This window comes from Serratia sp. LTN-2 (genome assembly GCF_059740205.1).
Genome location: NZ_JCAXDO010000004.1, coordinates 262,341 through 274,884 on the forward strand (window position 1 = coordinate 262,341; position 12,544 = coordinate 274,884).

Sequence of the window (12,544 nt, forward strand, 5' to 3'; positions counted from 1 at the left end):
TAACGCCCTCTTTATGATAAATAAAGAGGGTCCCCGCCAATCCAATAAAAATGATTCAGCACAATAAAAAGTAAAAAGCAGGATGCCAACCCAAGGAGACACTGAATATGGCAACCGATAATGCTGTTATTGATAAAGATATTCTTACCGCCCCTGACAAAAGTCGTTTATATCGAAAAATCGCCTGGCGCATTATGCCCATTCTATTAGTGAGCTATATCGTCGGTTATCTCGATCGGGTGGGGATTTCGTTTTCGAAATTCCAAATGATGCCCGATATTCTGAACGGCAACGTCTCGATGGCCGAAGCCGTTTACGGACTGGGGGCCGGGGTATTTTTCATCGGCTACATCATCGCCGGGGTGCCCAGCAATATTCTGCTGAGCCGCTACGGCGCCAGAAAGATTATCGCGCTGCTGATGGTGGTGTGGGGAGCGATTTCGATGCTGAGCATCTTCATCACCAACCCCTGGCAATTCTACCTGGCGCGTTTTCTGCTGGGGCTGGCGGAAGCCGGCTTTTACCCCGGCGTGATCCTCTACCTGACGCTGTGGTTCCCCTCCAGCCAGCGGGCCAAGATGACGGCGCTGTTCGTGTGCGGCATCCCGGTCAGCAACATCATCGGCGGCCCGCTGTGCGGCTGGATCATCGAACACATGAACGGCCTGATGAACCTCTCCGGCTGGCAGTGGCTGTTCTTTATCAGCGGCCCGCGCGCGCTGTTGATCGCCATCGTCATTTTTTGCTTCCTGGATAATACCTATCAGAGCGCCAAGTGGCTCAGCCCGCAGGAGAAGGCGCTGATCAAGGAGGATATGGCGCAGAGCGCGCCGCGTCAGGGCGCCGCCGGCGGGCAGGAGTGGACGATGAAAAGCATGCTGAGGTCGTCCGCGTTCACCAAAATGTGGCTGATTTGCTTCTGTACGGTGATGGGGCAAGGCGGGCTGGCGTTTTGGGTGCCCACCATCATTCGCGACACCGGCGTGACCTCGGTGATGGATATCGGGCTGCTGACCATGCTGCCGTACATGCTGGCGGTGGTGGCGATGCTGGTGGCCGCGCGCAGTTCGGACAAGCATCGCGAGCGGCGCTGGCACATTATCGTGCCGTTCTGCATCGCGGCGGTGTCGCTGATCTTTATCGGCCTGTTCCCGGACAACAAGCATGTGGTGATGGCGGCGTTGTGCGTGGCGGTGGCCTCGAGCCTGGTGCCGTCGCCGCTGTTCTGGAGCTTGCCGAATGCCATCTTTACCGGCACCTGCGCCGCAGCGGGCATTGCGCTCATCAATTCCATCGCCAATATCGGCGGATTTATTTCGCCTTACATCATCGGCTATTTCAAACAGCTGACCCACAGCAATTTGGCGGCGATGTGCGTTTTGTCGGCGATGATGATCGTGGGTGCATTATTAACCTACAGCGTGCCGGCGAAATGGGTCAACAAATAACACTTTCCTTCATCTTAATTAAATAGTCGGCAACAGTTTTATTTTATTTCGCCATGCGTTTCTTCTCTGATTAATTCAGCGGGGGAAGGCATGGCCGTTTTTATTTCCGTTCGAATAAAGGATGCGTCATGAAAATTGTTATTGCACCGGATTCATTTAAAGAAAGCGTCAGCGCGGAATTGGCGGCGCGGGCGATCGCGCGCGGCTTTCACGAGGTTTATCCCGATGCCGAGTGCGTTTGCCTGCCGATTGCCGACGGCGGCGAAGGCACGGTGGACGCGCTGGTGGCCGCCACCGGCGGGCGCAAGGTGAGCGTGACCGCCACGGGCCCGCTGGGGGAACGGGTGGCGGCGTTTTACGGCGTCAGCGGCGACGGCAAGACGGCGGTGATCGAGATGGCGGCGGCCAGCGGATTGATGCTGACGCCGGCGGAACGCCGTAACCCGCTGCTGGCCACCAGCTACGGCACCGGCGAACTGATCCTGCATGCGCTGGATCAGGGCATTCGCCACCTGATCCTCGGCATCGGCGGCAGCGCCACGGTGGATGGCGGCGTCGGCATGGTGCAGGCGCTGGGCGGCCGCTTTTATCGTCCGGACGGCAGGGCACTGCCGTGGGGCGGCGGCGAGCTGGCGACGCTGAGCGGAATCGATCTCGGCGCGCTGGATGCGCGCCTGCGGCAGTGCCGGATAGAGGTCGCCTGCGACGTAGACAATCCGCTGGTGGGGCCGCGCGGCGCGGCGGCGGTGTTCGGGCCGCAGAAGGGCGCGACGGCAGCGATGGTGGCGCAGTTGGAACAGGGCCTGACGCAGTATGCCGAGGTGATCCGCCAGAGCACCGGCCGCGACGTGCGACAGGTCGCCGGCGGCGGGGCGGCGGGCGGCATGGGGATCGCCTGCCAGGTGTTTCTCGGCGCAACGCTGAAGCCGGGTATCGAGATCGTGATGGCGGCGCTGGGCCTGGAGCAGGCGCTGGAGGAGGCCGATTTGCTGATCACCGGTGAAGGGCGCATCGACAGCCAAACGCTGGGCGGCAAGGCGCTGTCCGGCGTCGCTCGTCTGGCGCGGGCGCGCGGCCTGCCGGTCATCGCGTTGGCCGGCGTGGTGGAGGACGGGGCGGAAGCGTTGCACGCGCAGGGAATCGACGCGATGTTCAGCATTCTGCCGCGCCTGAGCACGCTGGCGGTCGCGTTGTCGCAAGGGGAACTCAACCTGCAGCGCAGCGCCACCAACGTCGCCCGCGCGATGCGTATCGGCCGGCAATTGAGATAAAAAAGAAGGCCACGCTGCGCGAGCAGGTGGCCTGGGTTTTGGCGGCGACGCGCTTACGGCTCGACGTCGCGGTTGCAGTCCTTGGAGTAGATGTAGCTGAAGGTTTCCTGGCCAACCGCATAGCCTGCCTGCTGCACATAGGCGCCCATGAAGATGTAGTCGCCTTGTTTCACCGGCATCCATTCATTGTCCAGGTTGTACACGCCTGCGCCGCTGAGAATGTAGGCGCCATGCTCCTGCACGTGGGTCTCGATATAGCCGTGGCTGGCGCCGGGGGCGAAGGAGAGGATGTGCATATTCATGTCGAAGCCCAGATCTTTCGGCAGCAGATCCTGCAGGATCACCTCGCTCATGCCCTCGTAGTGGATCTGCTCCAGGTTGGCGACGTTGTTGCTGACCACGTGCGCCTCGTAGCCCTTGATGCGCTGGTAGCGGCGCTTGTAGAGGAACAGGCGGCTGGATTGGCCGCCGTTGGCGTTTTCCAGCCGCATGGTGACGCCCGCCGGGCAGTAAAGATAGCCGCCGGCGGTCAGCGGGTAGTCGGTGGCGTCGGCGGAAGCGGTGATGGCGCCGTCGATGACGTACACGAAGGTTTCGATCTCTTCGCCGCCAAAGCCTTTGGTGTTGCGGCCGCAGTCGTGCAGCGTCACCAGATAGTCGACGAAGGTGGCGCCCAGTTTCGGCGTCGACAAGATGGTGACGTCGCAGTTTTCAAAACCGGGAATGACGTTGCGCACCAGGCCGTTCGGCGGGATCAGCGCATAGTTGCCGCGTTTGATGATGGCGCGCGTTGACAGAATGTCGGTTGGATAACCGGTTTGATTGTTGAAGTAACCCACGTTGATTCTCCTGATCGTTGAAAGGGCGCCGCGGCGGCGCCCGGTAAAAAAGCGCCGTCAGGCCTCGGTGGCCGTTCGGGTTGGCGTAGTGCGTTTCATCAAGACGTTGACGGTAAAGAAGATGGCGGTGCCCACCAGCAGGATGGCGGCGGAGATGTAAAAGCCCATCACTTTGGAGCCGGTGCTGTCGGAGATCACGCCGGTCAGGAAGGGGGCGATCACCGACGAGGACATACCAAAGAAGTTGAACACGCCGAAGCTGGTGCCATAGCCTTTTTTCGGCGCGTTGTCGGCGACGAAGGAGATCATGATCGGATCGACCGCCAGCTTACCCAGCAGCCCGTACAGGATCAGGCTTATCAGCAGCATGGTGGAGTCCGGCGAAATGACGGTGCAGACCAGCATTACCGCCGCGCACAGCTCGAGGAAGATGATCAACTGCACCTTCTTGTTGCGGAAACGGTCGGACATGCGGCTGAAGAACAGCGCACCCGGCACCGACGCGAAGGCCACCAGGGCGGAGGAGAAGCCGATGGCCACCCCTTCAAAGCCGCGCTCTTGCTGCAGGAACGAGGGCAGCCAGGTGACTATCATGTAGTAGCCGTAGCAGGTGGCGAAGTACATCGCGTAGGCGGAGATCATGCGCAGGCTGAACAGGCCGCTGGCCTGACCGTCCTCTTCGGGCTCGAGCGCCGCCGGCGCAACAGTCTGGCTGACGGCTGCCGGCGCTTGAGGCTGCGAGCTTTTGATGACCACGGCGAACACCAGCGTCATCACTACCAGCAGGCCGGTGATGATGAACAGCATGATCTGCCAGTTCATGTTGAAGCTTTTCACCAGCAGGCTGGAGGCGATCAGGCCGATGGCCATGCCGAGCGCCGAGCCGCTGTTGATCACCGCGGTCGCCAGGCCACGGCGCTCCAGCGGGATATTCTCCGACGACAGGGAGTAAGCCGAGCCGTAATAAGAGCCGCAGCCCATGCCCGCCAGCAGGCTGCCGGCATAGACCATGGTCAGGCTGGTGGCGTTGCCGATCAGCAAGGTGGCGATGATGAACAGGCAGAAGCCCGGGATCAACACCACCTTCTTGCCGAATTTGTCCACCAGGATGCCTGCCGGGATCTGCATGCCGGTATAGGCGAAGAAGTAGAAGCTGGCGATCAGTCCCATTTCCGCATTGGAGTGCGCGCCGATGGTTTGTTGGATCTCGGGGAAGATCGGCGTCAGAACGGTGCGATAGATCCAGATCACCGCCCAGCCCAGACAGAGCACGACGACGATCTTTTTCCAGTAGCGCGGGTCGATGTCGTTGCTCATGCCTCGGCCCCCTGTTCGGTGTAGGCCAGCTGATACAGCGTCTGCGCCAGGATTTTCACCCCTTCGTTCAGATCGGCGACGGCGGTTTTTTCCGCCGGGTTATGGCTGATGCCGGCGATGCTCGGCACGAACATCATCACCGTCGGCACGCGCGGGGCGAAAATTTGCGAGTCGTGCCCGGCGCCGCTGTGCATCATGCGGTAATTCAGCCGCTGCGTTTCACACAGGCGGCTGACGCAGGCCACCAGCTGTTCGTTCATCGGGATCGGTGCTTCGTCCATCCACAGATCGATCTCGGCCTCGATGCCCATCTCGGCGCAGATGCGCTGGATATCCTGCTCGATCTCCTGCGTGAAGCGCAGCAGCGCGGCCTGATCGGTGTGGCGGCAGTCGAGGGTGAAGTGGGTGAAGCCCGGCACCACGTTGACGGTGTTCGGCTTCGGCTCCACCTTGCCGAAGGTCAGCACCAGCGGATCGCCCTCGGCGCGCGCCTTGGCGATCGATTCGCAGCAGATGCGGCTGAAGGCGTGCACGGTATCCCGGCGGTAGCTCATCGGGGTGGTGCCGGCGTGGTTGGCTTCGCCCTGCAGCCGCACGTCATAGCGCCGTTGGCCGACGATGCTGGTCACCACGCCGAGGGTTTTGCCTTCGGTTTCCAGCACTTTACCCTGCTCGATATGGATCTCGACGAAGGCCGCGATATCGCTGCGCAGCGGCTGATGCGGCGGCGGGAAATCGAAACCGGCGTCGCGCATGGCGTTGACGAAGCCGACGCCCTTGGCGTCCGTAATGTGCTGCACATCTTCCCGCCGGGCCAGGCCGACGATGTTCTTGCTGCCCCAGAACACATAGGGGAAGCGGCTGCCTTCTTCTTCCGCCAGCGCGATGACTTCCAGGCTGCGCAGCGGCGGGCCGTAGGTATCCTTGAGGTATTTGATCGCCATAAAGGCGGCTTCGATACCGAACTGGCCGTCGAGGTTGCCGCCGTTGACCACCGTGTCGATGTGCGAACCGGAGAGAATCACCTGGTCGGGGTATTTGCTGCCCTCCAGCCGCCCGAACAGGTTGCCGACCGCATCAAAATGGGTGCTCAGCCCGGCGGCGTCGAAGGCGTTTTTCAACGCGTGCTGCGCCTCAGCCCATTCCGGGGTATAAAGCAGACGCGTCATGCCGCCGCTGGGGTCGGCGCCGATTTTCGATAACCAGCCGGAAATATCACGGATTTCTTGTTGGAAGTCTTTCATGTTTACCTGCCCGCATGTTGTGTCTCAGCGGCGATGCGGCCAGGGCGGATGATATTCGCCGCCGGCCGACCTATTGCGCTGAGCGCGCTGATGAAGGTTTTCTTTTTTCTCCCCGGCTCTGCAATATCAACCGCGAGCCGCGGCGGAAAAAGCCCACGATAATAAGATTGCGTTAACTGGCGAAGGGGTCTTTGTGGTCGTAAGAACGCTGGTAAATCTCATTTGAAATTAAGTATTGATAAATATCGTCGACGATTTCGATACCGTTTTTCTCGCTTTCCATTTCACGCGCATGGCTGTTCTGTCCCGGGTAAAGCACTTTACTGACACCCGGCGCCGGTTTAACGGCGTTCAACTCTTTCATGACCTGGCTGATATTTTTACGGAACGCCGATTCGTTGGTGAAATAACCTGGATTCAGCACGATATGCAATTGGCCCAATTCCCGGCCGGCGCTGAGATCGTGATACATCGAGCTGACGTGTTTGCCGAACGGCAGGCCGAGCAAAATGCCCGACAGCACGTCGACCATCATCATCAGGCCGTAGCCTTTCGGCCCGGCGATCGGCAGCAGGCCGCTGACGGCGAACGGATCGGTGGTGTGCTTGCCCTCGGCGTCCACCGCCCAGGTGTCGGGAATGACGGCGTTGCGTGAGCGGGCGTCCAGCACTTTGCCCCAGGCCTGCACGGTGGTGGCCATGTCGAAGGTAATCAGCTCGTCGCCTTCACCCGGCGCGGAGAAGGCGATAGGGTTGGTGCCGTAATAGACTTCGGCGCCGCCGTACGGCACCACCATCGGATCGGATTGGCACAGCGAGATGCCGACCATGCCGGCGCGCGCCGCCTGCTGCACGAAGTACGACAGCGCGCCGCTGTGGCCGATGCGGCGAACGCCCACCACCGCAACGCCGCTCTCTTTCGCCATCTCGATGGCGCGATCCATGCTCAGCTTGGCCGCCACGTGCCCGGCGCCGTTGTCGCCGTCGAAAATGGCACTGCAGGGGCCGGTTTTTTCAAAGGTGAAATGCGGGTGATTGTTGGTGCCGCCTTTACTGATACGTTCGGAATAGTATTCGACCCTGACCGCGCCGTGGGAGTGGATGCCGCGCGCATCGGCATGAACCAGCACGTCGGCGACGATGCCGGCGTGCTCCTGGCTCAGGCCGGCGGCGTGAATTTTTTGCTGGATAAGCTGGTGTAATTGTTGTTTAGAGACCTTCATATACAGTCCTTTTATCACTACGGTTTATTTAATTCGCCTCTGCGTTGTAATGTATAAATACCGGGGGGGAATAATGTGATCCAGATGCGTTTTATTCGATTGGATTAAAAATTCGTTGAATTAAATCGTCATTGTTAGAAGTTTTTTATAAATGAATTCCTCGCGTCTGGATTAACTAATATTCAAGGGATTAAGTTATTTTTTCTAACAATGAATAAAGTGTGACCGCACTCACCTCTGGGCGTGATTTTAATTTGTAGCTTGATAATTAACCTTTTCGCTGGATTCAATGCATCGCCGTGCTGCCGGTACGGGAAATATTGCCGATATTATTAAATGCTGTCTTAAGGATATCACCATGATCCATGCTTTTATTAAAAAGGGGAGCTTTCAGGATTCCGTCAGCCTGATGTTGATCTCCCGCAAACTCAGTGAGTCTCCCAAGGTCGAGGAAATATCCGTCATGATGGGGACACCGGCCAATAAATCCTTATTGGAGGTGACCGGTTTCTGGCACCCGCAGTTTAGCGAAGCGACGCCGAACGATATTTGCGTAGCGATCAAAGCGGAGTCCGCCGACGAGACGATCGCCGAGGAGATCGGCGCGGCGCTGGAGGCGGCGCTCAAGGCGATTGCGCAGGGCAGCCAGGGCGGCAAAAAGCTGCTGCGGGCACGCAGCTGGCGCACCGCCCGGCAGAAGCTGCCGGCCGCCAATCTGGCGCTGATCTCGATCGCCGGCGAATACGCGGCGGAGTTGGCGGATCGGGCGCTGGAAGACGGCTGCAACGTGATGATGTTCTCCGACAACGTCAGCCCGGCGCAGGAAGTGGCGCTGAAAACCAAGGCGCGCGAGCGTGGGCTGATCGTGATGGGGCCGGACTGCGGCACCGCCTGCATCGCCGGCGCGCCGCTGGCGTTTGCCAACGTGGCGCCCGCCGGATCCATCGGCGTGGTCGGCGCCTCCGGCACCGGCATTCAGGAGCTGATCTCGCAAATTACCCTGGCGGGACAGGGCATCTCGCACGCTATCGGCCTGGGCGGGCGGGATCTGACGGCGGAGATCGGCGGCATCAGCGCCATCAGCGCGCTGCGCATGCTGGCGGCGGACCCGCAGAGCCAGGTGCTGGCGTTTGTGTCCAAACCGCCGGCACCCGAGGTGCGTCAGCGGGTGATCGACGAAATGAAAGCGCTCGGCAAGCCGGTGGTGGCGCTGTTCCTCGGCGCGCAGTCCGCCGTGCGTCAGGATGGCAACATCACGTTCGCCGCCACGCTGGATGAAGCGGCGCGCCTGGCGGCGATGCTGGGCTGCGTGCAGCAACAGGCGGCGCAACAGCCCGCGGTGTCCGGCGGCAAAATCGCCGGACTGTACGCCGGCGGCACGCTGGCGGCCGAATGCGCGATGTTGCTGGCGGAAAAACTGCGCTTGCCGGTGGATAGCGAGCACCCGCGCGGCGCCATGCTGGTGGCCGATGGCCATCGCATCATCGACATGGGCGATGACTTTTATACCCAGGGACGCCCGCACCCGATGATTGACCCGACCGCCCGCAATCAAGAAATCGCCCGCCTGGCGCAGCAGCCGCAGACCGGCGTGTTGCTGCTGGACGTGGTGATCGGCTTCGGCGCCCAAGACGATCCGGCGGCGTCGCTGGCGGACGAGGTGGCCAAGGTGCGCGCGGCGCGCGGCACGGCCCAGCCGCTGGCGGCGATCGCTACCGTCACCGGCACCGAACAGGATCCGCAGCAGCGCTCGCGGCAAATCGCCACCCTGCAGGAGGCCGGCATCGCGGTGATGCCGTCGCTGCCGGCGGCGGTCGCGCTGGCGCATCAGCTGATTACCCCCGTCTTACCCGCACCTGAACGCGAACGGCCGGCCTTGCTGGACGGCGTCGCGGTGATCAACGCCGGGCTGCGCAGCTTCGCCGATGACCTGCAAACCAGCGATATTCCGGTGGTGCATTACCAGTGGGCGCCGGTGGCCGGTGGCGATCAACGATTAGCCAACATCTTGAAAAAATTAAAGTAAGGAACCGCTATGTACGCAACGATTGAGCAAGCAAACGCCGCCGTTATCGCCCGTATCCGCGAGGCGCGCCCGCACTGGCAGGATGTGGATCTGGCGCATCGGTTGATCCCGCAGCTGGCTGAAGGACGCAAGCTGTTGCACGCCGGGCCGCCGGTCACCTGGCAAGAGATGAGCGGTCCGGTGCGCGGTGCCTGCATCGGTGCCTGCCTGTTCGAAGGCTGGGCGCAGGATGAGCAGCAGGCACTGGCGCTGCTGGAGCAAGGGGAAATCGAGTTTATCCCATGCCACAGCGTGAGCGCGGTGGGGCCGATGGGCGGCATCACCTCGGCCCACATGCCGATGGTGGTGGTGAGGAACACTGTCCACGGCAACTACGCCTACTGCAACATGAACGAAGGCATCGGTAAGGTGATGCGCTTCGGCGCCTATGGCGAGGATGTGCAGCAGCGCCTGCGCTGGATGCGCGACTCTTTGGCCCCGGTGCTGAAAGCGGTGCTGGCGACGCTGGAGGAGGGGATCGATCTGACCGCGCTGATGGCGCAGGCGATCAGCATGGGGGATGAGTTCCACCAGCGCAATATCGCGGCCTCGGCGCTATTGATGCGCAGGTTGGCGCCGGAGATTAGCCTGCTGCCTCGCGATAAGGCGGAGCTGGCGCAGGTGATGCAGTTCCTCAGCATCACCGATCAGTTCTTCCTCAATCTGGCGATGGCTTACTGCAAGGCGGCGATGGATGCGGGAGCGGAGATTGAGCAGGGCACCATCGTCACGGTGATGACCCGCAACGGCAAGAACTTCGGCATCAAGATCAGTGGCATGGGCGATCGTTGGTTCACCGCGCCGGTGAACACGCCGGAGGGGCTGTTCTTCTCCGGCTTCAGCCAGGCGGACGCCAACCCGGACATCGGCGACAGCGCGATCACCGAAACCTTCGGCATCGGCGGGGCGGCGATGGTGGCGGCCCCGGGCGTGACGCGATTCGTCGGGGCTTCCGGCGGCATGAGCGCCGCCACCGACATCTCCGAGGAAATGGCGGAGATCTATCTTGAGCGCAACATGATGCTGCAGATCCCGACCTGGGACTTCCAGGGCGCCTGCCTGGGGCTGGATGCACGCCGGGTAGTGGAAACCGGCATCACGCCGCTGATCAACACCGGCATAGCCCACCGCGAAGCCGGGGTCGGGCAGATCGGCGCCGGCACGGTGCGCGCGCCGCTCGGTTGTTTCGAGAAGGCGATCGAAGCGCTGGCCGATAAGCTCGGCATCACGGCGTAAGCGAACGGAGGGGCGCATGGACATTCTCGCGCTGGCCGGCAGCCGCCATGTGACGCAGGACTATGGCGCGCTGCGCTGCGTCGGCAGCTTCAACAACGCGATCAATTTCCTGACGGAAAATGCGCGGTTGCTGACGCTGCACCGCGCCGGCAGCGGCCTGAGCCCGATGGGGTGGCAGCTTGGCGCGCGGGATTTCGACCGCGTGCGTCATGCGATGCCGTCCGTACGGCACTGCGCTTTCTCCACCACTGGCATCTTGCTGGATGCGCTTCTTGTCCGGCCCGCCGCGATGGCGCGGGATCTGGCGCTGGCGCAGCGGGCGGCCATTGCCGATTGGCCGCTGACGGCGGTGTTGCAGCACAGCACCGCACTGTGCGGATTACACGGTGAAATCGGTCGGCTGGTGAAGCGGCCATTAACGCCGGAGCCGGCCGGGCTGGCGCGGGATTTCTCTCGTTGGCTGCGGGGCGGCGCGGTCGACTGGCGCCATACGCTGGGCAAAGGGCCGGGGCTGACGCCCAGCAACGACGACACCTTACTCGGTCTGTTGTTGAGCGCGCACCTCGACAGCCGCATCCAGGTCGCCAGGCTGACGCCGTTTTTCGCCCAGACGCCACCGCTGGACACGCTGACCACGCTGGTGAGCGCGCACTACCTGCATTACGCCGAGCAGGGCGTGTTCGCCACGCCGCTGCATACGCTGGCACAGGGGCTGCAGGTGCCTAACGGCGTATCGGCGGCGGTGGCGGCGGTGCTGAGCCTGGGGCATTTCTCGGGGGCGGACACGCTGCTGGGCGTGTGGCTGGGGGTGACGACGATTAACGCACTGTGCGGCGCGCGGTGTGAACACGAGGGCCGGATCGCGGATTCGGCCGGGACGGTATGATTTCAACTACGGGTGCAAACCATGAAAACCTTGGTCATTGCGTTGGGCGGCAACGCCCTGTTGCAGCGCGGAGCCGTGCTCTCTGCGGAAAATCAGTATAAGAGCATCGCCCTCATCGCCGACGCCATCGGCAAGCTGGCGCAGAAGTACCGCATCGCCATCGTGCACGGCAACGGCCCGCAGGTGGGGCTGCTGGCGTTGCAAAACCTGGCGTACCGCGATGTGCCTCCCTATCCGCTGGATATTCTTGTGGCGGAAAGCCAGGGCATGATCGGTTATATGCTGACGCAACAGCTGAATGCCAGCCATCCGCAGCAGCCGGTGTCCACGCTGCTGACGCGGGTGCTGGTGGATGCGCAGGATGCGGATTACCAGGCGCCGAGCAAGTTCATCGGGCCGGTGTATGCGCCGGAACAGCGGCAGGCGCTGGAGGCCAGGTTCGGCTGGACGCTGAAGGCGGACGGTAACTACATTCGCCGGGTGGTGCCTTCGCCGGCGCCGCAGAAGATCCTCGACATCGAGGCGATCACCTTGCTGCTGTCGCAGCGGCATATCGTGATCTGCAACGGCGGCGGCGGCATCCCGATGATTGCCGGCGAGGATGGGCTGACGGGCAGCGAAGCGGTGATCGACAAAGATCTGGCGGCGGCGCTGTTGGCGGAACAGGTGGGCGCCGATCATCTGGTGATCCTCACCGACGCCGACGCGGTGTACCAGGAGTGGGGCACGCCACGCCAGCGCGCCATTCGTCGCGCCACCACGCAGGAGCTGGCGCCGATGGCGGTGGCGGACGGCGCCATGGGGCCGAAGATCATGGCGGTCAGCCGCTTCGTCGATCGCACCGGGCGGACGGCGCATATCGGTGGCCTGCAGGATATCGACGCGGTGCTGGCGGGCCAGGCCGGCACCGCCATTTTGCCTTAGTTGCCGTCGGTTTATCCGCGCCCGCGTTGGCGCGGATAAGTATGCCAAAACGGCATGATTTCAATAATTTTTATTCATTTCATGATGTTGCT

At 62.0% G+C, this 12,544-nt stretch carries 10 protein-coding genes; 6 read left to right on the top strand and 4 right to left on the bottom strand.

Annotated features, from left to right (window positions below; genetic code table 11):
- Positions 1–194: 194 nt before the first annotated feature.
- Positions 195–1,448, top strand: coding sequence for an MFS transporter (locus AC6BYQ_RS11140; RefSeq protein ID WP_226882941.1), 1,254 nt, complete (start codon positions 195–197; stop codon positions 1,446–1,448).
- Between the two features lie 128 nt (positions 1,449–1,576).
- The gene (locus AC6BYQ_RS11145; protein WP_019454130.1) at positions 1,577–2,719 is read left to right on the top strand and encodes a glycerate kinase; all 1,143 of its coding nucleotides are present in this window, start codon (positions 1,577–1,579) and stop codon (positions 2,717–2,719) included.
- Positions 2,720–2,772: 53 nt separating this feature from the next.
- Here the strand turns inward: AC6BYQ_RS11145 and allE are convergent, their stop codons facing one another.
- From allE to allD, 4 genes are all read right to left on the bottom strand, one after another.
- A complete protein-coding gene (gene allE, locus AC6BYQ_RS11150; RefSeq protein WP_019454129.1) occupies positions 2,773–3,558 on the bottom strand; it encodes a (S)-ureidoglycine aminohydrolase in 786 nt (261 codons plus the stop codon).
- Positions 3,559–3,615: 57 nt separating this feature from the next.
- Positions 3,616–4,875 carry an MFS transporter gene (locus tag AC6BYQ_RS11155; RefSeq protein ID WP_019454128.1) on the bottom strand — a complete coding sequence of 420 codons (1,260 nt, stop codon included), beginning with the start codon at positions 4,873–4,875 and terminating at the stop codon, positions 3,616–3,618.
- Positions 4,872–6,119, bottom strand: a complete 1,248-nt coding sequence (gene allC / locus AC6BYQ_RS11160) for an allantoate deiminase (protein WP_498056873.1) — start codon at positions 6,117–6,119, stop codon at positions 4,872–4,874. Before allC ends, AC6BYQ_RS11155 begins: the two co-directional genes overlap by 4 nt.
- A 172-nt stretch (positions 6,120–6,291) precedes the next feature.
- Entirely contained in the window at positions 6,292–7,341 is a 1,050-nt protein-coding gene (gene allD / locus AC6BYQ_RS11165; protein ID WP_498056874.1) for an ureidoglycolate dehydrogenase, read from the bottom strand.
- A 358-nt stretch (positions 7,342–7,699) separates the two neighbouring features.
- Here allD and AC6BYQ_RS11170 point away from each other — a divergent pair, with 358 nt between their 5' ends.
- From AC6BYQ_RS11170 to AC6BYQ_RS11185, 4 genes are read left to right on the top strand one after another with little or no spacing between them, the layout of a single operon-like run.
- Positions 7,700–9,367, top strand: coding sequence for an acyl-CoA synthetase FdrA (locus AC6BYQ_RS11170; RefSeq protein ID WP_498056875.1), 1,668 nt, complete (start codon positions 7,700–7,702; stop codon positions 9,365–9,367).
- A gap of 9 nt (positions 9,368–9,376) precedes the next feature.
- Positions 9,377–10,642 carry a YlbE family protein gene (locus AC6BYQ_RS11175; protein ID WP_015376903.1) on the top strand — a complete coding sequence of 422 codons (1,266 nt, stop codon included), beginning with the start codon at positions 9,377–9,379 and terminating at the stop codon, positions 10,640–10,642.
- Between the two features lie 16 nt (positions 10,643–10,658).
- Positions 10,659–11,528 (top strand): oxamate carbamoyltransferase subunit AllH family protein, encoded by an 870-nt coding sequence (locus AC6BYQ_RS11180; RefSeq protein ID WP_498056876.1) that lies wholly within the window; start codon positions 10,659–10,661, stop codon positions 11,526–11,528.
- A gap of 21 nt (positions 11,529–11,549) precedes the next feature.
- Positions 11,550–12,452 carry a carbamate kinase gene (locus AC6BYQ_RS11185; RefSeq protein WP_019454123.1) on the top strand — a complete coding sequence of 301 codons (903 nt, stop codon included), beginning with the start codon at positions 11,550–11,552 and terminating at the stop codon, positions 12,450–12,452.
- Positions 12,453–12,544: the final 92 nt, after the last annotated feature.